General features: G+C 46.8%; 23 protein-coding genes. 8 read left to right on the top strand and 15 right to left on the bottom strand.

Annotation, left to right across the window (positions count from 1 at the left end):
* Nucleotides 1–59: 59 nt before the first annotated feature.
* The 4 genes from KI362_RS10900 to KI362_RS10915 form a co-directional block, all read right to left on the bottom strand.
* Complete coding sequence (locus tag KI362_RS10900; protein ID WP_301627227.1) at nucleotides 60–1,514, bottom strand: ABC transporter substrate-binding protein; 1,455 nt, start codon at nucleotides 1,512–1,514, stop codon at nucleotides 60–62.
* 60 nt (nucleotides 1,515–1,574) lie between these two features.
* Entirely contained in the window at nucleotides 1,575–2,480 is a 906-nt protein-coding gene (murQ, locus tag KI362_RS10905) for an N-acetylmuramic acid 6-phosphate etherase (RefSeq protein ID WP_301627228.1), read from the bottom strand.
* A gap of 542 nt (nucleotides 2,481–3,022) precedes the next feature.
* Complete coding sequence (locus tag KI362_RS10910; RefSeq protein WP_301627229.1) at nucleotides 3,023–3,886, bottom strand: MurR/RpiR family transcriptional regulator; 864 nt, start codon at nucleotides 3,884–3,886, stop codon at nucleotides 3,023–3,025.
* A gap of 368 nt (nucleotides 3,887–4,254) precedes the next feature.
* Entirely contained in the window at nucleotides 4,255–4,353 is a 99-nt protein-coding gene (locus KI362_RS10915; protein WP_301627230.1) for a putative holin-like toxin, read from the bottom strand.
* 252 nt (nucleotides 4,354–4,605) lie between these two features.
* On the opposite strand from KI362_RS10915, the gene KI362_RS10920 reads away from it, so the two are divergent.
* Complete coding sequence (locus tag KI362_RS10920) at nucleotides 4,606–5,304, top strand: response regulator transcription factor (RefSeq protein WP_301627231.1); 699 nt, start codon at nucleotides 4,606–4,608, stop codon at nucleotides 5,302–5,304.
* Here the strand turns inward: KI362_RS10920 and KI362_RS10925 are convergent.
* The gene (locus tag KI362_RS10925) at nucleotides 5,301–5,462 is read right to left on the bottom strand and encodes a hypothetical protein (RefSeq protein ID WP_301627232.1); all 162 of its coding nucleotides are present in this window, start codon (nucleotides 5,460–5,462) and stop codon (nucleotides 5,301–5,303) included. The genes KI362_RS10920 and KI362_RS10925 overlap by 4 nt on opposite strands.
* Before the next feature lie 460 nt (nucleotides 5,463–5,922).
* On the opposite strand from KI362_RS10925, the gene KI362_RS10930 reads away from it, so the two are divergent.
* From KI362_RS10930 to KI362_RS10940, 3 genes are all read left to right on the top strand, one after another.
* Complete coding sequence (locus tag KI362_RS10930) at nucleotides 5,923–6,762, top strand: HAMP domain-containing sensor histidine kinase (protein ID WP_301627233.1); 840 nt, start codon at nucleotides 5,923–5,925, stop codon at nucleotides 6,760–6,762.
* Between the two features lie 96 nt (nucleotides 6,763–6,858).
* Nucleotides 6,859–7,617, top strand: a complete 759-nt coding sequence (locus KI362_RS10935) for an ABC transporter ATP-binding protein (RefSeq protein WP_301627234.1) — start codon at nucleotides 6,859–6,861, stop codon at nucleotides 7,615–7,617.
* A gap of 3 nt (nucleotides 7,618–7,620) precedes the next feature.
* Entirely contained in the window at nucleotides 7,621–10,023 is a 2,403-nt protein-coding gene (locus KI362_RS10940) for an ABC transporter permease (RefSeq protein WP_301627235.1), read from the top strand.
* 185 nt (nucleotides 10,024–10,208) lie between these two features.
* On the opposite strand, the gene KI362_RS10945 is transcribed toward KI362_RS10940, so the two are convergent.
* Complete coding sequence (locus KI362_RS10945) at nucleotides 10,209–10,304, bottom strand: putative holin-like toxin (RefSeq protein ID WP_374705649.1); 96 nt, start codon at nucleotides 10,302–10,304, stop codon at nucleotides 10,209–10,211.
* Between the two features lie 146 nt (nucleotides 10,305–10,450).
* Between KI362_RS10945 and KI362_RS10950 the strand changes: the two genes are divergently transcribed.
* Together KI362_RS10950 and KI362_RS10955 are read left to right on the top strand one after the other, a co-directional pair.
* On the top strand, nucleotides 10,451–10,684 hold the full coding sequence (locus tag KI362_RS10950; RefSeq protein WP_301627236.1) for a hypothetical protein: 234 nt from the start codon (nucleotides 10,451–10,453) through the stop codon (nucleotides 10,682–10,684).
* Nucleotides 10,681–11,085, top strand: coding sequence for a type II toxin-antitoxin system VapC family toxin (locus KI362_RS10955; protein WP_301627237.1), 405 nt, complete (start codon nucleotides 10,681–10,683; stop codon nucleotides 11,083–11,085). Before KI362_RS10950 ends, KI362_RS10955 begins: the two co-directional genes overlap by 4 nt.
* A gap of 255 nt (nucleotides 11,086–11,340) precedes the next feature.
* Here the strand turns inward: KI362_RS10955 and groL are convergent, their stop codons facing one another.
* From groL to KI362_RS10985, 6 genes are all read right to left on the bottom strand, one after another.
* Nucleotides 11,341–12,960 carry a chaperonin GroEL gene (groL, locus tag KI362_RS10960; protein WP_212944019.1) on the bottom strand — a complete coding sequence of 540 codons (1,620 nt, stop codon included), beginning with the start codon at nucleotides 12,958–12,960 and terminating at the stop codon, nucleotides 11,341–11,343.
* 62 nt (nucleotides 12,961–13,022) lie between these two features.
* A complete protein-coding gene (gene groES / locus KI362_RS10965) occupies nucleotides 13,023–13,304 on the bottom strand; it encodes a co-chaperone GroES (protein WP_044477373.1) in 282 nt (93 codons plus the stop codon).
* A gap of 1,301 nt (nucleotides 13,305–14,605) precedes the next feature.
* Nucleotides 14,606–15,379, bottom strand: a complete 774-nt coding sequence (gene tatC / locus KI362_RS10970; RefSeq protein ID WP_301627238.1) for a twin-arginine translocase subunit TatC — start codon at nucleotides 15,377–15,379, stop codon at nucleotides 14,606–14,608.
* 105 nt (nucleotides 15,380–15,484) lie between these two features.
* Nucleotides 15,485–15,703 carry a twin-arginine translocase TatA/TatE family subunit gene (tatA, locus tag KI362_RS10975; RefSeq protein WP_044477371.1) on the bottom strand — a complete coding sequence of 73 codons (219 nt, stop codon included), beginning with the start codon at nucleotides 15,701–15,703 and terminating at the stop codon, nucleotides 15,485–15,487.
* Between the two features lie 106 nt (nucleotides 15,704–15,809).
* Complete coding sequence (locus KI362_RS10980; RefSeq protein ID WP_044477370.1) at nucleotides 15,810–16,295, bottom strand: MogA/MoaB family molybdenum cofactor biosynthesis protein; 486 nt, start codon at nucleotides 16,293–16,295, stop codon at nucleotides 15,810–15,812.
* A gap of 85 nt (nucleotides 16,296–16,380) precedes the next feature.
* Nucleotides 16,381–17,031, bottom strand: coding sequence for a 5-formyltetrahydrofolate cyclo-ligase (locus KI362_RS10985; protein WP_301627239.1), 651 nt, complete (start codon nucleotides 17,029–17,031; stop codon nucleotides 16,381–16,383).
* Nucleotides 17,032–17,219: 188 nt separating this feature from the next.
* Between KI362_RS10985 and KI362_RS10990 the strand changes: the two genes are divergently transcribed.
* Nucleotides 17,220–19,190: an ABC-F family ATP-binding cassette domain-containing protein gene (locus KI362_RS10990; protein ID WP_301627267.1), complete on the top strand. Its 1,971-nt coding sequence runs from the start codon at nucleotides 17,220–17,222 to the stop codon at nucleotides 19,188–19,190.
* A 64-nt stretch (nucleotides 19,191–19,254) separates the two neighbouring features.
* Here KI362_RS10990 and KI362_RS10995 read toward each other — a convergent pair whose 3' ends face one another.
* On the bottom strand, nucleotides 19,255–19,680 hold the full coding sequence (locus tag KI362_RS10995; RefSeq protein ID WP_301627240.1) for a MarR family winged helix-turn-helix transcriptional regulator: 426 nt from the start codon (nucleotides 19,678–19,680) through the stop codon (nucleotides 19,255–19,257).
* A gap of 149 nt (nucleotides 19,681–19,829) precedes the next feature.
* Between KI362_RS10995 and KI362_RS11000 the strand changes: the two genes are divergently transcribed.
* On the top strand, nucleotides 19,830–21,326 hold the full coding sequence (locus KI362_RS11000) for an MFS transporter (protein ID WP_301627241.1): 1,497 nt from the start codon (nucleotides 19,830–19,832) through the stop codon (nucleotides 21,324–21,326).
* 243 nt (nucleotides 21,327–21,569) lie between these two features.
* Here KI362_RS11000 and KI362_RS11005 read toward each other — a convergent pair whose 3' ends face one another.
* Together KI362_RS11005 and KI362_RS11010 are read right to left on the bottom strand one after the other, a co-directional pair.
* On the bottom strand, nucleotides 21,570–22,370 hold the full coding sequence (locus tag KI362_RS11005; RefSeq protein WP_301627242.1) for an aminoglycoside N(3)-acetyltransferase: 801 nt from the start codon (nucleotides 22,368–22,370) through the stop codon (nucleotides 21,570–21,572).
* Between the two features lie 98 nt (nucleotides 22,371–22,468).
* Nucleotides 22,469–23,569, bottom strand: coding sequence for a ParM/StbA family protein (locus KI362_RS11010; RefSeq protein WP_301627243.1), 1,101 nt, complete (start codon nucleotides 23,567–23,569; stop codon nucleotides 22,469–22,471).
* Nucleotides 23,570–23,591: the final 22 nt, after the last annotated feature.

A 23,591-nucleotide genomic window follows, 5' to 3' on the forward strand; every position in this document is an offset into this window, starting at 1 on the left:
TTAGAAGGAAAGCTGTACGTTCGGATACGTACAGCTTTCGCTTACCGGTCTAAGTCAGACTAGTCAACTACAATGCCATCTTCGCCGAAGGATTTGATTGCAGCTGCTTTAACCGCATCATACATTTCTTGCGGCGTAATTTCGTTTGCAAGCAAAGCCTGCAGTTTAGGAACAATGACTTCCGTCTCGATCTTGATCGCCTCGGCAGCCTTATCCGTCGGGATATCCGTGCGAGCCGGAACCGCTTTAGCCATCATGGCTTGGTCTGCTTTAATGTTATCTTCGTTCCGAGGGTATTCCTCAAGAACTGCCGCATTACGTGCGGATTCGGTGACCGGCGATAAGAACAGCTCATTACTGTAGTTAGCCGCAATGGATCCGGAGGACAGGAAGTTGATGGCTAAGCCGATATTTTTAATGTGCTCTTCCGAGGGTTCTTTTTTACCGCGAAGCGCAATGTAGCCATCGACCACCGATGTCGGGATATAGTCGGCACCGTTAAATGTAGGAACAGGAAGCGCAATGTACTCGGCTTCGATGGAATCCGCAACGGCAGAACCATCATTTGCTTTAATCTTTTCATTGTTCAGGCGCGCAGAGTTCTCGAAGCTTGCAAGGCCTTTACCTGTGATCATGGTTTGACCCGTCAAGAACATGTTCCAGCGCTTGCCTGCATCGATGGAGCTCAGTTCCTTAGGCATGGAGCCATCATCGATCATTTGACGGATCGCTTCAAGCAGACCCAAGAAATTTTTGCTTGTATAAGAGAACTTAAGGTCCTCGTCAAAGTATTCCGGCAAACCGGCAGATTTGGCCATGATGCTCAGATAGTCTTTGGATGTAACACCTGACGTAGCGAATACGAATCCGTAGCGGGTTGTTTCGCCTTTGTCGTTTTTAACCACACCATTCTTGATCGCTTCACGGAATTCTTCATAAGTCCAGCCGTTTTGCTGTACGCTTCTCCAGTCGATGCCCGCTTCCTCCAGGAATTGTCTGTTGCCGCCGATAGAGTGAATAGCCAGATAAGCCGGCAGACCGTATTGAGCATCGCCCAATTGGAAGTATTTCATGGCTACTTCATCATAATCCGCTTTTACTTCATCCGAGAGTACAGGATTAAGGTCCAGAAGAACATTCAGCGCCGCATATTTAGAAATGGCCGTCGAACCTACCCAAGCAATATCCGGCGGCGAGCCTGCGTTTACTTGCGTATCCAGCTTTTGGGTCATATCTTCCCAGCTTGCCGGTTCAATTTTCAAGGTCAGATGCGGATACAATTGATTAAATTCTTTCTCCATATCGGCAAAGCGAGCTTGATAATTCGCCGATACCGGAGGCAAAAGCGCCGTAATCGTATCCTTCTTCGGCTCTGAACCCCCGTTGCTGCCGCCCGTATTTCCGTCGTTTGTAGAAGCAGAGGTGTTATTCCCGTTTCCTCCGCATGCGGATAAGAGCGACAACATCATGATTGCTGACAGAAACAATGTTAATACCCGTGTTCTTTTTTCCATGCCATACAGCCTCCTTAATCTTAGAAAATCACTTAATTCGTCTACCAACCCTTTTGCCGCCTAAACTAATGATGCAATTGCTTGTTTTAAGCGTCCTCCGTTGGCGTTAAGCGCTTGCTCCGCCTCTTGTGCCTCTAACCCCGTCTTAATCATCATGATTGCCAGCTTGCAGTTCATGGATGCTTTTTCAAGTGTTTCTGCCGCGGTTGATGCTTCTACACCCGTTGTGTTCATAATGATACGGATCGAGCGATCGACGAGCTTAATATTGCTTGCCTTCAGGTCAACCATTAAGTTGTTGTACGTTTTCCCTAACTTGACCATCGTGCATGTTGTCAGCATATTAAGCACCAGCTTCTGAGCGGTTCCTGCCTTTAATCGAGTCGAGCCGCTGATTACCTCCGGCCCTACTACAGGTGAAATACAGACATCTACAATGGGTTCGAACTTCGAGCCTTTGTTGTTGCAGACGCCAATCGTAGCTGCTCCAAGCTCCCTTGCTTTCGTCAAAGCAGCAATGACGAAGTTTGCACTGCCGCTCGCCGAAATCCCGACAAGTACATCTTTGTCTGTTACACCGATGCTTTCGATTAAGGCGATTCCCCCATCCGCATCGTCTTCACAGCCCTCCACCGCAGTGCGCAAAGCAATATCGCCACCAGCAATATGTCCTTGCACCAAGGAAGGATCTGTACCAAAGGTAGGCGGACATTCGGAAGCATCCAAAACACCTAATCTTCCTGATGTGCCGGCTCCTATGTAAAACATTCTTCCACCATTCGATAACCTATGGTGCAGAATATCTACCGCCTTTGCAATTTGCGGAATTTCCTCAGCTATAGCCGCGGGGACCAATGCATCTTGTTGGTTCATTAGCTGGATCATTTCTTCCGTCGTACATTCATCAATCATTAATGTGTCTGGATTCACAGCTTCTGTTGTTAATCCCGCAAGGTAGTCATTCATAGCTATCCTCCTTCTTGCCAGCTTAAATCTCACACAGATATAACAATGAGTGTTAATTTAACTAACAAATTTCATGCTCCTATACTAATATACAACGGGTAGTTTCGTCAATAGATTTTGAAACTAAATTTCATTAGGAAATTAAATTCTGATGTTTTATTTCATACTTTACACACTCTGTTATATCACATTTATAAAACGCTTACAAGACGAAATCCGAATTTTAATTAAACGCTTACAACGTTATAGATAAAGGCATCCCTTCTAAAAAGGAAAAGTCACTTCCCTGTTCATAAACTCCGCTTCAAAAGAGCTGTCGCATACTAAAAAAATCATTCATTTTAATGACTTTATTCTTTAAATTTCTCCCATATCAGACCTAAAACCATCCTGCACTTCGCTAAATTTCAACTTGTATATTATGTAGCTAACCTGACATCAAGACAAAAAAAGGCATCCCGCGTCATTCGTTCATGACTGCGAGTTGCCCAAATACTCGTCACTCGTCACTGCCCATTAAAAATCAAAAATCCAGGGTCAGACTAATTTCTAAGCTTTTTCTTTAATATATTGTGCGTCTTTGTTAAGTAGGTTTTCACTTGCTCATACTCTGCGCTTGCCACACCGGCAAACAAGATATCAACGATCGTAAGCATCGCGATCCGCGAGCCCATGGCACCGCTGCGGATAGTGATTTCCGGTGTAGATATACTCAAGACAATATCCGCCCGCTCTGCGAGCTCACTTTTATTGTACTTCGTAATTGCAATGCATTTCGCTTTGTTCCTTTGAGCAATCTCCAGTGCATCAAGAATATCGCTAGTTGCTCCAGAGTTGGAAATGAAGATAGCAACATCATCCTTCTCAAGTAAAGTTGCTGCCGTAAGCTGACTATGTCCATCCGTATAAGCGTGGCACATCTTATTAATTCTAGAAAACTTTTGTTGCCCGTCCATGCCAATAATTCCGGAGGCGCCTATTCCGAAGAAAACAATTCGCTTACTATGACGCAGTAACTCTACGGCTCTTGCAATTTCTTTTCGATCAATAACACTAAGCGTATCCTCAATGGACTTGATATTATTCAAGGAGATATTTGAAATAATTGTCGAAAGGTCATCACCCGGCCGAATATCGGTATATTGAGCTCTTGCATCCTCGTCACGAGAACCCAAAGAAGCGGATATACTCACAATAAAATTGCGGTATCCGCTGTAACCCATCGTCTTGCAGAAGCGAAGGACAGAAGCATCGCTTGTCTTACTCGATTGAGCCAATTCCTTGATCGACAGATGAGGGATTTCTTCCGTATTTTCCAGGATGTAATCTCCAACCAATCGTTCAACCGGAGTAAAGCTCTCTCTCATTTCACGAATTTTAATTAATATATTGTCATTTAAACTCATAATCTACCTACTCTAGATTTAGTTAACATCTTTAGTAACATCATAATCAAAATTACCAACTTATTTCAATAGCAAAATACACTTTACATATTTAAGGCTATGATCGGACTAACAATTGTGCATGTAGGGGCAACGTAGGAGTGTTCTTATAATCGCTGTTGTTCGTGGATTTCTTTGCTTGAACCAGGCCATCATGCTTGAACGACTGTTCCGTCTTGAGGTATATTTCGCTGTATGCTATGATAACAATAGAAAAGGAGCCGTGCTGGACACACGACTCCCTTGTACACGTACCGCTTTAAAGAGCGATCGGCTATGGTTGGTTTGTAAAGCGACAGAAATAGACCGCTTCCCTCACCTGGGGCGGTCTATTTCTTTGTGTGCTGATTAATCGCTACAACGATGGCCACCACCAGCGTCAGCAACGCAATAACAAGCGCCCCAAAGCTGATCATGATCGTATCCATTCATTCTGTTTTCGGGTATAATTCTTTATAAGTAAAGATAGAAAATTATTGATACTTCTGTAGTTAATGCGTTTTCCAGAGTAAGTACGGAAAACGCATTAACTTTATTCCATATACCCGAGTTTGATAATGCTGACTATATAATCGTAAGAACACTTCACACGTTGCCCCCAGAACGTAATATTCAGTAGTTCAACTTATATAGTATAAAATAATAGAGAAAGTACGCCTAAAACAAATGGAGAGTTGACCATGGAGCAAGTCCGTAAAATCCTCATTATTGAAGATGAGCAAGATATTTCGCGTATTTTGAGAGATTATTTAGCAAAAAACAAATATGAGGCTGCCATTGCAGGGAACGGAAAAGACGGCTTGCAGATGTTGGAGCTGCTGCAACCGGATTATATTATTCTCGATATTATGCTCCCGGATATGGATGGCATCGATTTATGCAGGGAAATCAGGCGCAGAAATAATGTGCCCATTCTTATTTTAAGCGCTAGAGGCAGCGATACAGATAAAGTTCTGGGACTTGGCTTCGGAGCCGACGATTATATGACCAAGCCATTTTCTTTAAGTGAATTGCTGGCCCGAATTAATGCCCACTTCCGCAGATATGAAATGATTACTGGCGAGCGGCAAGATCCTGACAAGCTATATTTAGGCAGGCTGATGATTGATAAAAAGGCTTATAAGATAACGATAGACGGCAAAGAGGCTGCGCTGTCGGCCAAAGAGTTCGAGATGCTCCACTATCTGGCAAGCCACAAAAATCAAGTGTTCTCCAAAGCTCAACTGCTTGACGCGGTTTGGGGATATGCGGCATACGGGGATGAGAACACAGTAACCGTATATATCCGCAGGCTCCGGGAAAAGATTGAGGCCGATCCATCGAACCCGGTCTATCTGAAGACAGTATGGGGCGTAGGATATAAATTTAGTTTGGACTAATCTACGATTGGAGCATACTTCATGTCATTGAGCAGTTGGTCTAGGAACTGGTTCAGGGCCGTCATAATTTGTCTGACCATAATAACAGGCTGCAGTATAGGTCTTTTTATGTACATCGACACTGGTGACAGTGCCTCCGATCCCAAGTATGTTATCAACCAAGTTCGGATAACCGTTAATCCGATCATGCTTTATCTGGAGCAACATGCGGACAAGCTTGATGATGCTGGGGTTCGGGAGCAACTTGACACATTAACGCAAGCTAACAATGTTGAAATGATGTACACAAATCCTGCTGGTACGGTTTCCTTCCAAACAGCAGGCCTTCCCCCGATTCAAAAAATCGATTTACATACTGATCTTCACTATGACATGCACTCTGCTTTGCAAGCAGGAGAATACTTTGAAATTGCTTTTCCTGTCATTAGCGGAACGCCCCCGACCCAAATAGGAAATGCTATTTTTACTGTTCCTGAAAACATCATTCTCGAACAGAAAACCAACACTATCCCCTTATTGCTTTTCCTTGCTGCAATACTGCTCTCTCTGAGCCTAGTTGTTCTATTCAATTCAATTAAAAGAAAAATGGAGCTGCATCTGATATCCCCGGTTCAAACATTGAAGCAGCATGCTGAAGCCATCCTGAAGGGGAATTACGAGCAGCAGATTCAATACGCCAGAATGGATGAACTGGACGAATTATTTGGCATGTTTGATTTGATGAGAGAAGAAATTAAGCATCTGAACATACAGAGGATCAAGCAGGAGCAAGCGCAAAAAGAACTGATTTCAAATATCTCCCATGATCTTAAAACTCCGATTACGACCGTGAAGGCTTACATAGACGCGATTCTTGAGGGCATTTGTCCGGACCCGGAAACGATGTTGGAATACGTTGAAGTCATGCGAACCAATACGGATAAAATAGCAAGGCTTGTGGATGACCTGCTTATTCATGCCTTACAGGAACTAGGGCAGATTTCGGTAGATCCTCGTGAACAGTATAGCCAGGAACTATTGCAGCATATGCTCAAACCTATCGGTCATTATGTCCGTTCTAATGGCCTAGTTTACGTAGAACCTGAGGATATCCCAAACGTTCTGATCAATATCGATACCGTGCGGATCGAGCAAGTGATCTCCAATCTAGTATCCAACGCGTTAAAGCACACCGCTCCCGGGGACACCATCATGATCAAAGCCGAGTTAGAGACGGGACATTTGAAGATTACGATTACCGATACAGGCAAAGGAATCCGGCCCCAGGATATGCCTTTTATATTTGAGCGTTATTTCAAAGGACAAGCAAGCACCGCCTACCGGGAGCATGCTTTGGAGGGATCAGGCTTGGGGCTTTCGATTTGCAAAACTATTATTGAAGCTCACGGCGGTCAGATTTCTTTTACAAGCAAAGAGGGGCAAGGAACTACATTCCATTTCACTCTTCCAAACTGTTAAATTCGCAGCAGTAATATTTTATTAATAACTTGATAAGCCTTTTTAAATATTCGGCACCTATACTGTTGCTTAAACAGAAAAACGGGAGTGATGCAAATGTCCGGAACGGTAATTATCCGCGCCCAAAATCTATGTAAGACATACAATGCCGGAAGCGAGCAACATCATGCGATCCGCAATATTGACCTGGAAATCTATGAAGGGGAGTTTACTGTCATCATGGGGAATTCCGGGTCGGGAAAGTCAAGCCTGCTGTACCTGCTTAGCGGGCTGGATAATGTTAGTGCGGGTGAGGTCTACTTCCGCGAGCAACGTATTGATGCTTATAGCGAACAAGAGATGTCCGATTTCCGCGCCAAGAGGATAGGTTATATTTATCAAAGTATAAACCTTGTGCCTGATCTTTCAATTATGGACAACGTTTCCTTACCGGGCTATATTGCCGGATATAAAAAGAACAAAGTGAAGGCTAAAGCGAATGAATTGCTCCGTTCCATGGGGATCGACAGCCTGAATAACCGCCTTCCTTCCCAAACCTCGGGTGGACAACAGCAACGGGCGGCGATTGCCCGGGCATTGATTAATTCTCCCGACATCATCTTCGCGGATGAGCCGACCGGAAGCTTGAATTACGATCACGGCAAAGCCGTACTCGACATTCTAAGCGGTATAAATCGTCAGGGGCAGTCGGTCGTTATGGTTACTCACGACATTAAAGCAGCCTGTAGGGCTGACCGGCTTTTTTATATCCGGGACGGTAAAATCGGCGGAATTCTGGAGTTTGAGAAATACGACGCTAATCATAGCCAGGAACGGGAAGCCCTGATCTTCTCCTTCGTTTCGGGAAAGGAGTAAATGATGGCTGCAGTTTGTAGGCTTAGCTTATCCTATTTAAAAAAAAGCAAGGTTCAAAATCTGTTTATCGCCTTACTCATCCTGCTATCCACGTTGTTGGTCCCCACGGCGGCGATCATTATTGCCAATACCGGTAATCTGTTCACGGAAATGCATAGCCGCACAAACGGATCTCATCAAATCCTGACGCTTGAAAAAGGGCATCATGACCCGCAATTTGTCCATGACTGGTGGGCTGCACAGGATGGCGTCGAAGTAACAAAACTGCTGCAATATCGTGCTTTGTCGGGAATCTCTCATCAGGGTCAGGACTTTCCGAACCTTTATTTGTTCATGATGAATACCCCTGCTTCTCCTCTGGGCGTAGATGAGCTTGTTTTCTCGCAAGGCATGGTAAGCCCTACTCCGGAGAAGGGAGCGATATGGGTTCCCACTTCCATGGCTAACTCCTACAATATTTCCGTAGACGACATGATCAGCTTCAAAGCCGGAGCCCTCATACTGGAGTTGCGAGTGTCTGCCATTGTTGTGGATGTTCCTTTCGGCGCACCATTCTCAAATACCTCGCGTATCTGGATGAACAGCGATGATTATCAAGGGAAACTCACGGCTTTGCCAGGCAATGATAATTATTTGATCGGGCTTCGCTTTGCTGATTACAGCAACAATAGGGACTATTGGGAGGTTTTTGAAAAAGATCTAGGCACCCCGTTCCTCGAATCGAAAATGGAGTTTGAAAGCATATCATCTTTTTACCTGATCATTAATCGGATCATCGGATTTGTTATGATTTTCCTGGGCCTGGTCATGATGCTGATTGCGCTCATTACCATTGGCTTTACCATCTCCGATTCCATTCTGGCCAATTACAAAACCATTGGGGTACTCAAATCATTAGGCCTGACGTCCCGTAGAACAATCGCTACCTATGTCATGCTGTATTCGTTTCTTTCGTTTGTTTCCATACCGCCCGGATTGGTACTTAGTACCCTGTCGTCCCGGCTTATCCTTACCTTCTCGCTATCTTCGCTTAAGACAGCCGATACCGATCTCAGAATTCAAGGCTTCGGCGCCGCCATGCTCATAGGGCTGATCTTATTCGCCCTGGTTATTTTGTTCGTGGTGCTGTATGCAAAGAAAGCGCGTAAGATACAACCAGTACAAGCGATTCGTTATGGCATGTCGGAAACGGACAACAGCAAAATCAGCCGCAGAATGAACTCGGCCGGCGTTCGACGGCTTGGATTCGGTCATTTTCCCGCCACCGTTGTTATCGGTCTAAGGAACCTGATCAAGAATATCAAAGTGTCCGTTCTCATGTTGATATTGACCACGATGGCTTCCTCTGTATTGGTACTGGGGTATGTTCTGATAAGCAGCATTACCGGCATTCAGCATACAGCAGCGAAATGGGGTTATGACAACGCCAATATCGCAGCCGTGATTGTTAATAAAACCGAGTTCCCCCGTGCCGAATTCGAGCAAGTCATAAATGCCGATTCCAGAATTGCTAATTATGGCTGGCAGGCTAATATAACAGGGATCATCAGTTCAGAAGCTAGACCGGATACAGTTGGTCAATCGCTGAGTATCTCTATTAGTGTTCTGGACGGAGACTACCGGCAATTAGGATTTGAAACCTTGAGCGGAAACAATCCGCGCCTGCCAAATGAAATTGCCCTTGGCGTAAACGTGGCGAAAATGTTGAATAAGAACCTGGGCGACGTAATAGATGTATATATTGAAGGTAAGCAGCAGACCTTTATCATCACGGGAATTTATCAAGCCATAGCCAATATGTCCATTTCTGGACGCATTACGATGGATGCTGTTAGAACGGTTAATCCGACCTACAATGATGTGGATGTGGTATTTATTAATGTGAACGGCCTTAATCAGGCGGATACGGTGGCGGATGCATTGAATATTAGCTTTAAAGCTTCCACATCAGTAGTAACACAACAGACGCTGCTGGATTCCGTCTTTAAAGAGGCGTCCAACATTTTAATCTTCCCGATGAGTCTGATGGGTATGCTATTTGTACTCGTTACGTTCATCATTATTTTCAGTACCTGCCGCATTAATATTCGGAGAGAAAGTAAAACCTATGGCATTTATAAATCAGTCGGCATGGCCTCTAAACGCTTAAGATGGTCAATAACTTTGGGAATCGCCGCTCTATCGGCGATCGGAGCCATACTTGGCATCGCGGCAGGCGTTTATTTGCTACCCACCCTGCTGGAAACGGTCCTTGCCGGATACGGCATTGTTCATTTGCCAATTGTTCTGAACTGGGGCGGAATTCTGCTCATCGCCAGCATCAACATCATCTCCGCCGCTCTGGGAGCCTGGGTCTCATCCAATGTCATCCGTAAAGCATCGCCTCGTATTCTTGTTGTGGAATAAGATTGCTTTCAGCCATATGTACATGATCCGGCAGATTGAGGTATAACCATTGTCTGTGCTGTGATAACAATAGTAAAGGAGCCGTGCTGGATACACGCCCCCCTGGGTACACGTGCCGCTTTAAAGAGCGGGCGGCTGATAAGCTAGACGTTGAAATAGACCGCATACCTAATCCCTAGGGCGGCCTATTTCTTTGTGTGCTGATTAATCGCTACGACGATGGCCACCACCAGTGTCAGCAGAGCAACAATAAGCGCTCCAAAACTGATCATGATCGTCAAAGCGTCCTTAATCTAACTCGTTCTGTGTGCCGCGGCCGTATCCATTCATTCCATTCTCGGGTATAATTGTTTATAAGTAAAGATCGAAGAAGGTCGCGGAAAGCGAAACGATTTAGCAACATATTTTGATAAAGGAGTGGTTCTCCATGTCAATGGTACGCAAACTCCATCCTCATATAGCAAAAGACTTAAGGGAGTTTTTATCTGAAAACAATATTTCCACCAAGAAGCTTGTCATAGATCTTGAAGCAGAAACCATCGAGGACTTTGATGATTACTCAGTAGATGACATTTTAAGTGTGGCTGGAATTCTGAAGCCCGGGGAAGCGCAAGAATTATTAGACCACATTCATGAGTCACGGGAGGGCTGGGGAAAGTGACCCGCAACCACTCCGGATATTTATTCGATTCCAACATCGTCATCGCCATTCTGGACAACGATCATGCCGCTGTAAAATTAGTACGACAAGCCCAAGAAGAACAACGACGGATATTCTTTTCGACGATTACGGAATGTGAAGTGCTGAGCGGTGTCAAACACAATCAGTTCTTAATCGCAGAAAGACTATTCTCCCCTAGGCATATGATACACGTCGATTCCGCTGTCTCAAGAAAAGCAGCTTCCATGCAAAGCGAACAGAGAAGCAAGGGTCGGAAAATAAAAACTCCTGATGCGCTCATTATTGCAACTGCCTCTACAGCTAATTTGGTACTGGTTTCTCGTGATTCAGACATGAACTTTGTTACGAATGAGTATGGGATGACTTTGTTGAAAATATAGGCTTCCTGTTATGTAGCATATTATTTGTTAGTACAATTTTAGTATGATTATCAAAATGATAAAAAGTGGCTATACCATCTATCTCATTTGAATTCAACCGTCTTGTTAAACTCAAATCATCATCTCCTTAGTTAAAAATAGAAGACACCTTAGAGTGATTTCCATCACACTAAGGTGTCTTTATTATACACAATGTTGGCAATCAAGGTTTCTCCGAGGAGAAACCCTTACCACACACGGCTTTGCAGACCTTTATTACATCATGCCGCCCATGCCGCCCATATCAGGAGCGCTGGCTTTTTCCGGCTCAGGCTTGTCGGCAATAACGGCTTCAGTTGTCAGGAACAGACCTGCCACGGAAGCTGCGTATTGCAGCGCGGAGCGGGTAACCTTGGCAGGGTCAACGATCCCTGCGTCAAACATGTTCACCCATTCGCCGGTAGCTGCGTTGTAGCCGATGCCTACTTCTTCTTTCTTCAGGCGGTCCACAATAACGGAGCCCTCTTCACCCGAGTTCGCTGCAATTGTGCGAACAGGCTCTTCCAGAGCGCGAAGCACGATGTTAGCGCCTGTCTTCTCGTCGCCGCTAAGCTCAAGAGCAGAAACTGCGCCGTATACGTTCACGAGGGCTACGCCGCCGCCGGATACGATACCTTCTTCTACTGCAGCGCGAGTAGCATTCAGAGCATCCTCAATGCGCAGCTTGCGCTCCTTCAGTTCGGTCTCGGTTGCTGCGCCGACTTTGATAACAGCTACGCCGCCAGCCAGCTTCGCCAGACGCTCTTGCAGCTTCTCCTTGTCGAACTCGGAAGTGGTCTCTTCCAGTTGAGCACGGATTTGGTTCACACGAGCTTGGATATCGCTCTTGTCGCCGCTTCCGTCAACGATTGTGGTATTTTCCTTAGTCACGATAACTTGACGAGCATTACCCAATTGTTCTACAACGGTGCTCTTCAGATCAAGGCCGAGCTTCTCGGTAATCACCTGTCCGCCAGTCAGAGCTGCGATATCTTGCAGCATTGCCTCACGACGGTCGCCGAAGCCAGGCGCTTTGACTGCTACCGCATTGAAGGTTCCGCGCAGTTTGTTCACGATGAGCATCGCTTGCGCTTCGCCTTCCAGATCCTCGGCAATAATCAACAGTGGTCTGGATTGTTGTACGATTTTTTCCAACAGCGGCAAGATTTCTTGTGTGCTGCTGATTTTCTTGTCTGTAATCAGGATATATGGGTTCTCGAGAACGGCTTCCATCTTATCCGTGTCAGTAATCATGTATGGAGATACATAGCCGCGGTCGAATTGCATCCCTTCAACCACTTCAAGCTCTGTAGCGAAGCCGCGGGATTCTTCAACGGTAATAACGCCGTCTTTGCCCACTTTTTCCATCGCTTCAGCAATCAGTTCGCCCACTTCTTCGTCAGCGGCAGAGATCGCAGCAACCTGAGCGATCGATTGTTTGCCTTCGATTGTCTTGGAAATTTTCTTCAATTCTTCAACGGCAGTACGAACCGCCTTGTCGATCCCTTTACGCAATCCGATCGGGCTTGCACCTGCAGTTACGTTCTTCAAACCTTCACGGATGAGGGCTTGAGCAAGTACCGTAGCAGTTGTTGTACCGTCACCGGCTACGTCATTCGTCTTGGTTGCTACTTCTTTAACGAGCTGAGCGCCCATGTTTTCGAAAGCATCTTCCAATTCGATTTCCTTCGCAATCGTCACACCGTCATTAGTAATGAGCGGGCTGCCGAATTTCTTCTCCAGAACGACGTTGCGTCCTTTAGGTCCAAGCGTAACTTTAACTGCATCTGCCAATGTATCTACCCCGCGAAGCATTGCGCGGCGGGCGTCTTCACTGAATTTAATTTCCTTAGCCATTGAATAATTACCTCCCTGGAATATGATGATGAGCTGCTAATTCTCTATGCCACTTTGCTTGCTTAGCCGATAATGGCGTGAATGTCGCTTTCTTTCATAATCAAATATTCTTTGCCTTCATACTTTACTTCCGTACCGGCATACTTGGAGAACAAGACACGGTCGCCTTCCTTCACTTCCAGCGGAATTCGAGCACCGTCCTTCAGCGCGCCGCTGCCTACAGCAACGACTTTACCTTCTTGCGGCTTCTCCTTCGCTGTATCCGGAAGCACAATCCCGAAAGCAGTAGTTTCCTCTTGTTGGATCGGTTCTACCAATACGCGTTCACCTAAAGGTTTGATCATGAAAAATAGCCTCCTTTAAATATGTTGTGTAGAGTGAATTAAATTAAACTATGTATTAGCACTCAACAACATCAAGTGCTAATAACCAATAATTATGATACTCAACTTAGAAACGAATTTCAAGTCCCTTCTTCAATTTAGCTGCAATTTTTGCTGAGCCTCGGACAGCCCTTCACCATTCTATCCCTTGGACTAGAAAACTATTCCAATTAAGTGAAGCGGCTGCTGAAAAGAGGCTGTCCCAAAATTCGATCAGCGGGACAGGCCCTTTCAGCATACAAGCAGGAGATCAAGCACAGTCTTGGGCAAAGCGCGAATGGCAGCTTACGCGATAGCTTATGCACGACGTCAATGACCTACCGCGCCTAAAGTTGCGCCTCCGCCTCACGATGCTCCGGCCCTACACCGAAACTTTTCCTGTGCTGCCAGTACTGAAGTTTACCTCCGAAATTAACTTGTCCCATTGGCATTTCAGTCTTGCTTCGAATTCACCCGTTCTTCTTGACCTTCATTTTGCTCATGCTCATCCGGTCGCGATTTAGTGAAATTACTTATCTTAAAATCTTCATTCGATGCACAAACCCACTTTTAGTGAAAAAACTTACCTTAGATCGCCAGTAACTAGCCAAACCCGTGTTTTAGTCAACTTTAAGTACAAAAATTTCACTATATCCGCATTTTTATCATTTCCACTGAATTTAAGGTAACTTTTTTCACTAAATGCGTACGATCGTACTGCTTTCATACCATCGAACGATCACTGTCATGCTGCGAAACACCGCGCCATGGAGCTGCGCTCGGCACGAGGTTTACGCATGTTACGCATGCGTATTTGGTCGTATTTCACAGAATCTACTGGAATAGCCTTGCCCTGCAGGCTGATTGAAATGAAGGTATCCCCGATGATGATGCGGTGTTGCCTATTTACTGTTTGAATGCATTTGCGTCATAGAGGGGTGCAGTGCATCCGGCAACTATAGAGCCGGACTGAAGAGCCCTGCGTAATAAGGGCATAAGTGTGAAGTGTTACAAGCTTTCTGTAAGAAAGCTACTTCGGAAGCATAAAGCGAAAGTGTTCGCCTTTGTGAGCGGATTTCTACCCTGCTAGGGTTTATACAATCAAGAAATCTGCGAACAACAGCGATCGTAAGCATACTTCACACGTTGCCCCCGGCACGCAGAATCATTGGTCGGCTTTTTTGTCGTTGGTGTATTCGCATTGCTGCGCTCTTGCAGTTAACTACGACGAGAGAAGTGTCGGCAAGAACTTCTGAGACAGCTCCATAATCAGCACGGATCGGTCAATTGGAAGAAGCAGCCTTTTCGTTTCTCTCCGCATCCTTTTCCTGTTGCCGCTTATACACTCTGCCGGATAAAACCACACTGAATTCATACAGGATGATCAGCGGGATCAGGACCAAAAACGCAGAGAAAAAATCGGCCGGCGTAATCATCACCGAGATCACCACGAGAATGAAATAAGCAACTCTCCGCATCTTTTTCAGACGTGTCGGATTCAACAGCCGAAGCTGCGTAAGAAATAAAATAATTAACGGCAGTTCAAACAATAGAGAGATCGGAAGAACAATATTCATTAGAAATGTAAAATAATCTGCCATCCCGTAAGTTTCGACAAGGCCCAACTCCTTGTTTACAGTTCCGGTAAAGGTCATGGCCAAGGGAAAGACAACAAAATATCCAAAGGCTAGGCCCAGAATAAACAAGATGAAGACAAAAGGAATATAGCGCAATGTAGCCTTACGTTCCCTAGGCTTCAGACCCGGACTGACAAAGGCCCAGATTTGGTACAAGGTAAACGGAAGGGTTACGGCCAACGCAACCAGCATGGAGATCTTCATATAGACGCCAACGCCATCCCAGAACGAAAAGGCATTTAACTCAATAATGACTCCGGACAGCACATTTATGGTCATGTAATGATAGATCGGATCAACGATAAAAAAAGCTCCCACAAGTACCAGGACAAACACCATTAACACATAAACCAGCCTGCGCCGGAGCTCAGTCAGATGATCTACCACCGTCTGCTGCTCACGCGCTTTGTCCTCACTCATCCAACTACCTCCCTTACTCAGCAGGAATTGTCTCCGCAACAAGCAATATCATGGAAATGTCCCTCCCTGTAACAGGAAGGGACACTCAAATACAATATAGACTGGCTATTCAGGTAAGCGCCTCGTATCCCGCTTCTCGCTCTGAGCTTCTGTTGAGACTGATTCCGCTTCTGGCTTGGCGACAGGTGAATCCTCCGCAATATCACGGGTAGCCTCTTTAAATTCTCGGTATGTACGACCGACAGCCCGCCCCAGTTCCGGTAACTTATTCGGTCCAAAGAGCAGCAGTGCCGCTATGATAATAAGTAGGAGTCCGCCTGACATGATTATTCTCCCCCTCCGAAAACCCTTTCATCAATATAGTAATAACATAACCTATATCACAGAATTAGTCCATCGGTGTGACAACTTTATGTCAGAAAAATAGGAATTATAATCTGAACTGCCCCGTCACCATGAGCAAAGCTTCCGGAAGCTGATCCATGATGGCAGCAAGGTTCTCGTGAACCCCCTTCGGTGTCCCTGGCAAGTTCACGATCAGGGTACGGCCGCGAATGCCGACGATTCCGCGAAACAGCATGGCTCCCCGATTCTTCTGCATGGCAGCGTGTCTCATTGCCTCAGCCATTCCGGGTACTTCCCGCTCGATAACTCTCCGCGTTGCTTCAGGAGTCACATCCCGGATCGCCAATTCCGTTCCTCCCGTAGTCAACACCAGATCCGCTTGAAAGTAATCCGTCATCTCAATCAATGCCGCAATGATCTCATCCGGATCATCAGGAACAATCCGGTATTCTACAATCTCACCGCCCAACTCTTCCTCCACCAGCTCGCGGATTACCTGGGCACTCGTGTCCTCACGCTCGCCTCTGGCTCCTTTGTCACTTGCCGTTAGGATCGCTGTCTTCCAAACCATGAGTCACCCTCCTGTTCTATAGCAAAGCTATCTATGTTCCTCTGCAGCTTAAAAACGCAGTAATTCATATACACTTGGGTCCTGCTTACGCATCATTGATCTCCATAATCCCATCAGGAGTAAAAATTCTGTCCACTCTAAAGTCATGAGGCTCCATAGGCACCCGTTCTTCAAGAATCTGTTCTCGCAGCGCAATGGCTCCTAGCTCTGCAGGGAAATTGCTGCTTTCATGATCCCGTACGCGGAATGCCTCTTGAGCTCTAATCTGTGCGATAAGCCGGTCATAATACCCTGCTCCGAAGCCGATCCTTCCGCCCCAATTATCAAACGCCAGTCCGGGAATGATGATCGCATCGATCTCCCCGTACCGTTCACTGCCCCATTCCTCCGCATCTCCAGGCGGCTCTGGAATTCCCCAAAGTCCCGGCACTAGCTCCTGGTGCTGCTCCAGCAGGTGCAGCTTCATGGTCCGTCCAACAAGACGAGGCACGATCAAGCGATCCCCTTGAGCCTTGCAGCTTTGAAGCAGGTATCCCGTATCCGGTTCATCTCCAAAGGACAGATAGCAGCATACATTCAGTTCCCTGCCTCTTGCCTTCCGAAGCGGAGCGAGCCATTCCGACTCGGCCAGCAGGCTGGCCGCCTTGGACTGCAGTTCTCTTGAAGCCGCGGGAACCTGTGAACGAATTCGCTTCATCTTATCTCTAAGTGCCTGCTTGTCCTGTACCCTTTCCATGAAAGACTCCTTTTTCGGGCCATCAACCTCTTTTGATTCTACTTCTTAGTGTATCATTCTTAGGTTAAAATGAAAACTTTCACTATTACAGAAACAAGCTCATTTAGCGGGAATAGCGATGCATTTCACTGTATTTTCATGTACACTAGGCATAGAGTGCAAGTTCATTTGGGAGGATGTCACGCAATATGCTGCTTCAAGCTACTGAAATTACCAAGCTATATGGTGTAACCACCATCCTTGGAGGCGTTGATCTGCAAGTTCTGGAGCGAGACCGGATTGGTCTTGTTGGTGTGAACGGAGCGGGGAAGTCTACCCTGCTGCAAATTTTAGCGAATGAAATCTCGCCGGACGGCGGACAAATATTCAAGGCGAAAGAAACTCGGGTGGGCTATCTTGCCCAGAACAGCGGCCTTCAATCCGATCGATCCATTTGGGAGGAAATGCTGGCCGTATTTTCCGAGCTGACGGAAGCTGAGCAGGATCTAAGAAGGATGGAGGCTGAGATTGCCGATCCATCCCTGAATCACGAAGACAAGGCCTATCAGGATTTGTTGACCAAATATGCCGTCAAATCCGATTGGTTCAAGGATCATGGCGGCTATGAAATCGAGACCCGGATTAAAAGCGTGCTGCACGGTATGGGCTTCGGCTCCTTTGACCCGTCTACGATCGTCTCCACCCTCAGCGGCGGTCAGAAGACCCGCTTGGCATTGGCACGGATTTTGCTTCAGGCTCCAGACCTGCTTATGCTGGATGAACCGACGAACCACCTGGATATCCAGACTTTGACCTGGCTGGAGGATTATCTCCGCAATTACTCAGGCGCTCTGCTGGTTGTATCCCATGACCGGTATTTTCTTGACCGACTTGTGACCTGTATTGTGGAAATCGAACGTCATCAGTCTCACCGGTATACCGGGAATTACAGCCGTTATATTGAGATTAAAGCCGCAGAATACGAGAGCCAAATGAAGCTTTATGAAAAGCAGCAGGATGAGATTGCCCGGATGGAGGACTTCATTCGCCGCAATATCGTACGTGCTTCCACTACGAAGCGCGCGCAGAGCCGCCGGAAGGCGCTGGAGAAAATGGATGTGCTGGATCGGCCGCTGGGCGATCTCAAGAAGGCCAATTTCTCCTTTGAGGCGGAGATCATGAGCGGCAAGGATGTGCTCCAGGTCGATCAATTATCCTTTTCATTCGATCGTGCAAGCAAGCCTCTGTTTCAAAATGTAAGCTTCTATCTTCGCCGCGGCGAAACTGTCGCGCTTATTGGACCGAACGGAATCGGCAAATCAACACTATTGAAGATGTTGACCAATGATCTTGCTCCCTCGTCAGGCAGTATTTCCTGGGGTGCTAAGGTCAAAATCAGCTTTTATGATCAGGAACAGAGTCATCTGAACCCGCAGAATACGGTGTTGGAAGAGGTTTGGGGAACGTACCCTTATATGGAGGAGGCCCGAATCCGCAGCGTGCTTGGCAATTTCCTGTTCAGCGGCGAGGATGTGCTTAAGAAGGTCTCTTCATTAAGCGGCGGAGAAAAAGCGCGAGTCGCTCTAGCCAAGCTGATGCTTCAACGGGCCAATGTGTTGATTCTTGACGAACCGACGAACCATTTGGATCTATTCAGCAAAGAAGTGCTCGAGTCGGCGCTGCTAGAATATGACGGAACTCTGCTATTCATCTCCCATGACCGTTATTTCCTGAATAAAATGGCGGAACGCATCATTGAGCTTCATCCGCAGGGCGCCGAGCATTTCCTGGGTAATTATGACGATTATCTTGCCAAGAAGCAGGAGCTTGAGGAATTGGCCGCTGAATTGGCAAATACTGAATCGACAAAAAGCAAAACCTCTGTTCTCACCGAAGACCCGGACACAACAGGGAACAGTAAAACAGGAGCTGCTTCCTATGAAGCTGACAAGCAAATGAAACGGCAGGAGCGTGCCCGTCAACGTCGAATGGAACAGCTGGAGGAGACCATCTCGGCAGTGGAAGCCCGCATTGCCGAATTGGAGACCGAATTGGCGCTGCCAGAAGTTTATCAGAATTATGAAGCTGTTCAAGAACGCCAGAATACCATTGACCAACAGAAGGCGGCATTGGCTGAAGCTTATGAAGAGTGGGAAGCTTTAGCTGCCGAGGAGGAATAGCTTATATAGATATAATAGGGTGTCTCCAACCATCTATGATGATAGGGACACCCTATTGCTATATTCATTCGCTTTCTTCCTTAATTCCTTCATACAGCTTCTCCAGCAGCGCCGACAACTGCTCCCGCTCTTCCGGTGTCAAATGACGCGTCAGATGCTCATTCAAGTCTGCCAATACCTTATACATCTCGGGTTCAATTTCCCTGGCCTTCGCTGTGGGATAAAGCCGATAGGAGCGCCTGTCCTTCTCGTCCACCCTGCGCTCGACATATCCAGCCTCCTCCAATTGCTTTACGGACCGCGCTGTCGTCGCCTTGTCGAATTTCACTTCACTCGTAAGCTGCTCCTGGGTAAGCCCAGGCTGTTTCAGAACCAGAATCAGGTAACTCTGATGAGCCCCGCTTCCAAAATTTATTTGCTTTAATCGTTTGGATAAATGCTTCTGATAGATCCGATTACTATAAGAAATTAGTTTGCCGATGGAATTCATATCGAAGGTACTCCCTTTCCCTGGCTCATGTAAAAAATAGTACCTTAAATTAGTTGCACATGCAACTAAATAGAAGTACAATAGGTGAGCATCATATAGTTGCGTGTGCAACTAATTCTTCATACGACTAGAGAGAGGTGCTACATAGCATGCAATCCCAAGACACACTAACTGCTCCACGTTCCTTTGCGGATGACCCGTCCATTCAAAAGAGACGCTGGACGCTTCTCATCATTCTTAACTTATTTACCTTTATGGCGACATTAGACGGAAGTATTGTCAACATTGCATTGCCTTCAATTTCGCAGACCCTCGAACTACCCGTCGCTCAAACGGAGTGGGTCGTCACGAGCTATTTAATGGTGATCTGTGCGGCAATTTTATTTTTCGGCAAGCTCGGCGATATTTTTGGCAAAATCAAAGTGTTCAAATGGGGAATGCTTCTTTTCCTCATCGGCTCGCTGCTATGCGGACTTAGCAACACGCTGATCACCCTTATCCTTTCCCGAGCTGTGCAAGCACTCGGCGCTGCAATGACAATGGCGAACAACCAGGGGATTGTAACCGAGATATTTCCCAAAAATGAGCGAGGCAAGGCTCTCGGGCTGATAGGAACCTTCGTATCTCTTGGAAGTATAGCGGGGCCAAGCCTTGGCGGCGTTATCGTATCCGGACTAGGCTGGCAGTATATATTTTGGGTGAACGTTCCGATCGGTCTTGCGGCCGTGATCATTGCCTGGCGCCTTCTTCCTAAGGATGTCAGCCTGCTTAAGGTCAAGATTGATGCCTCGGGAAGCATCCTGTTCACGCTGTTCATTCTTGCCTTATTTTCAGGGTTGCTGCTCGGTCAGCAGACCGGATATAACAACCCGTGGATCATCGCATCCTTTATTGCATCCGTCTTTGTGCTGGCAGCCTTTTTAAGTGTCGAAGCACGAAAAGCAGAGCCTTTGCTGCAATTGAGTCTATTCAAAAATCCATTATTCTCTTTGAGCATCCTGTGCGGCTTTCTTACCTTTGCGGCAAATTTCGCATATAACATCCTGTCGCCGTTTTATCTGCAAAGCATCCTGAATCTGTCGCCTTTTCATGCCGGACTTGTCCTTATGGTCTTCCCGGTCATCATGGTTATCGTATCTCCGTTAAGCGGGGCGCTTTCCGATAAGATCGGCTCCGAGCTGTTGACCTTCGTCGGACTCCTGCTGATGTTCGCCACCCACATCGGCCTGGCATCCCTTCATGATGGAAGTCCGCTCTCAATCGTCATCCTGCTCATCGCCATGCTCGGTCTTGGCAACGGGATCTTCCAGCCGGGCAATAACTCGCTGATTATGTCACAGGCTCCAAGATCCCAACTCGGTGTGGCAGGAAGCGTAAACTCGCTCGTCCGCAATGTCGGCATGGTCACCGGAATTACCGTGGCCACCACTGTCCTGTTCCACACGATGAGTACAAAAGCTGGTTACCGGGTCACCGATCTGATCCCTGGCCGTCCTGACATTTTCCTCTTTGGCATGAAGGCTGCTTACACAACCTCAGCAGTAATCTGCTTGGTTGCCGCACTGCTCACCGGGCTTCGGCTATGGTCAGCCCGCAGAAAAAAACATGAAGCTGACAAAAAAGACTTATCTACAGTTATGCAGTAGTTTATTCACAACAAAAGCGACCTCGCAAGGTCGCTTTTTTCCGCATTTTAACCGGAAATGAACTGGTTTTCATGGCTTATCCACCGACTTATGCACATTATCCACAGTTTTCTGAAAAAAATGAGGTGTTTTTCGAGAAAGTGCTTCCCTCACTGACAGGCAAGCTTTCATCTGTTTTTCATAAAAATCATTCACGTATGTGGATAACTTTGTCCACATCTTGACAAATAAATTGGGGCAAAGTTACCGGTTCCGCTCCATCCAGCCTACTGCATAATCGACCAATGCGCGCTGCGGAACAAGAATTGCTTCAGCGCCCGCGACCTTCCCTCGTCTGACCTGCTTTGTCTCGGTCTCAAATGCTTCTCCAATCACTACAAAATCATCCGAATTCAGCTCCAGATCTGGGAACTCCACCCACTGCTTAACCCCGTCTACAAGTAAGGGTGCTTTATTAGGGATTTGCTTTTTTCCCGAAAACTCAGCCCGGTACTCTGCCAAATGAATCGAGGTATTATTCCCATGACCGACACCCAGCAGCAAAATCCAGCCCTCTGCATCATAGAGTCTGGCCAGCGGAGAATTCTCCCCCAAGCCGAAGGCAAGAGCATGGCCGGCAATAAGGCTGGCTGCCTTTGGTCCTCTTGCCGCAAAGGAATGATGGGGATGACCGCTTCGCATCGTCCCTTCCTGTTTGCGAAACAGTTCAGGAATAATCCCCATGAACCAAAGCGGTGTCAAGTGAGGATCATAAGGAGGCATATGCTCGCGAATCTCCTCCCACCACTCCGAAGGTACGGGCGGGTTCCTCCAGCCCTCCGGATCACTAAGGTCATTGGAGTGCGTCGGCATGACAAGGGTGCCTGTCTCCCCAAGCGCTTCCTCCAGCGCAAGAATGACAGCCACCGGCCCGCCAGCTACCCATGAGCCTAACGACTTGAAGGAGGAATGAACCATCAATGTCATGCCTGACTCGATTCCCAGCTCTTTTAAATCCTGCAATATTGTTGATTGAGTAAATAATTGACCTTGTATCTCTTGCATACCAATCACTCCCTGTCTGGTATTTATTATATAACAAGAAGACGAGCCCAAAATTCAGCCCGTCTCCTTTAGTACAAACTTCTCTTCTTTTTTGATGATTAATTGGCAGGCGCCCCGCTTTGGGAATAGCCTGACTTACTTTTTGCAAGCTTCAAATATCCATGAACATTCAACATTTCGCTGTCTTCCTCGAATCTCAGCCTCATGCTGCCTGCTGCATCAATAATATAGGAACGCAAGGCGGAAGCACCGCCACCAAGAACGTAGAAGCACTCGATATCCGGGTATTTCTTCCACCGTTTACGGATCAGATCAACCAGTTTTTGGGCTGCACGGCTAAAATACATATCTACAATCGGCCGGATATCGGCTTTACCTTCACCTACCCGCTGAATCGCAAACTCCCGGTTGCGGATTCTGCCGATGAGCTTAGCCCGGCTCGGAAAACGATAGCCAAATTGATCCTCGACATCCCGAATGATCGAATCCAGGTAGGCAGCGAGTCCAAACTGTTCGCCAGTACTGAATTGGTTGTCAATATTCATTCGCTTTACCACCGGAAAATCAGTGGTTAGCGCACCGATTTCACAAATCCCGATGCAGCCGTTATGTATCTCATCATTGTTCACCTGTAATTGATCATTTGTCGCCAAATGATACAGGGCAGCGGCCCCTTCGACGGATACCACCACACGTCGGATGGTAATCCGAACTGTACGTCCGCGAAGACCCGGTGTAGATAAGAACGCCACTTCGTGTTCACCGGTCAGGCGCTCTTCAAAAGCACTGTGAAAGGCTACAAACGAACGTACCGGAAGACCTGTGCCGATAATATACTCGACTTCCTCCAGGCTTCCTGCAGCCGGGTAGGACTGGTCTGCCAGGGCGGCATAAGCAAGAGCTGTAAGTGCAACCACCAGAGCCTGATCACTGGTCGCTTTGTTATCTGTTTCCTCCAGCTCGGAATTATCCTGATCCTCCATAGCCAGCATTCCAACAAAATACCGCTGGTTGCTTCTCTTCAGCTTAGGGCTGCGAATCTGTACATCCAGCGCCTTCAAGGGAGAATCCTCTTCTTGCAAAATATGTCTTTCATATCCTGGGGAAACAATGCTAGGGATTAATATCGGACGGGACGAGCCGTCCACGACGACCTTGACGCTATCATTCCCCACATCAATACCAGCTATTTTAATCATAATTACCTCCTCTTCAACCAAA

The sequence above is a fragment of the Paenibacillus apis genome (assembly GCF_018333295.1).
GTDB classification, from domain to species: Bacteria; Bacillota; Bacilli; order Paenibacillales; family Paenibacillaceae; genus Fontibacillus; species Fontibacillus antibioticophila.

Coding starts and splice junctions, on each gene's coding strand:
- KI362_RS10935 (WP_301627234.1), top strand. CDS start 6,859: ATGTCCGGAACGGTAATTATCCGCGCCCAAAATCTATGTAAGACATAC.
- KI362_RS11000 (WP_301627241.1), top strand. CDS start 19,830: ATGCAATCCCAAGACACACTAACTGCTCCACGTTCCTTTGCGGATGAC.
- KI362_RS10915 (WP_301627230.1), bottom strand. CDS start 4,353: ATGGATACGATCATGATCAGCTTTGGGGCGCTTGTTATTGCGTTGCTG.
- murQ (WP_301627228.1), bottom strand. CDS start 2,480: ATGAATGACTACCTTGCGGGATTAACAACAGAAGCTGTGAATCCAGAC.
- KI362_RS10995 (WP_301627240.1), bottom strand. CDS start 19,680: ATGAATTCCATCGGCAAACTAATTTCTTATAGTAATCGGATCTATCAG.
- tatC (WP_301627238.1), bottom strand. CDS start 15,379: ATGAGTGAGGACAAAGCGCGTGAGCAGCAGACGGTGGTAGATCATCTG.
- KI362_RS10910 (WP_301627229.1), bottom strand. CDS start 3,886: ATGAGTTTAAATGACAATATATTAATTAAAATTCGTGAAATGAGAGAG.
- groL (WP_212944019.1), bottom strand. CDS start 12,960: ATGGCTAAGGAAATTAAATTCAGTGAAGACGCCCGCCGCGCAATGCTT.
- KI362_RS10985 (WP_301627239.1), bottom strand. CDS start 17,031: ATGGAAAGGGTACAGGACAAGCAGGCACTTAGAGATAAGATGAAGCGA.
- KI362_RS10980 (WP_044477370.1), bottom strand. CDS start 16,295: ATGGTTTGGAAGACAGCGATCCTAACGGCAAGTGACAAAGGAGCCAGA.
- KI362_RS10920 (WP_301627231.1), top strand. CDS start 4,606: ATGGAGCAAGTCCGTAAAATCCTCATTATTGAAGATGAGCAAGATATT.
- tatA (WP_044477371.1), bottom strand. CDS start 15,703: ATGTCAGGCGGACTCCTACTTATTATCATAGCGGCACTGCTGCTCTTT.
- KI362_RS10900 (WP_301627227.1), bottom strand. CDS start 1,514: ATGGAAAAAAGAACACGGGTATTAACATTGTTTCTGTCAGCAATCATG.
- KI362_RS11010 (WP_301627243.1), bottom strand. CDS start 23,569: ATGATTAAAATAGCTGGTATTGATGTGGGGAATGATAGCGTCAAGGTC.
- KI362_RS10940 (WP_301627235.1), top strand. CDS start 7,621: ATGGCTGCAGTTTGTAGGCTTAGCTTATCCTATTTAAAAAAAAGCAAG.
- groES (WP_044477373.1), bottom strand. CDS start 13,304: ATGATCAAACCTTTAGGTGAACGCGTATTGGTAGAACCGATCCAACAA.
- KI362_RS10990 (WP_301627267.1), top strand. CDS start 17,220: ATGCTGCTTCAAGCTACTGAAATTACCAAGCTATATGGTGTAACCACC.
- KI362_RS10950 (WP_301627236.1), top strand. CDS start 10,451: ATGTCAATGGTACGCAAACTCCATCCTCATATAGCAAAAGACTTAAGG.
- KI362_RS11005 (WP_301627242.1), bottom strand. CDS start 22,370: ATGCAAGAGATACAAGGTCAATTATTTACTCAATCAACAATATTGCAG.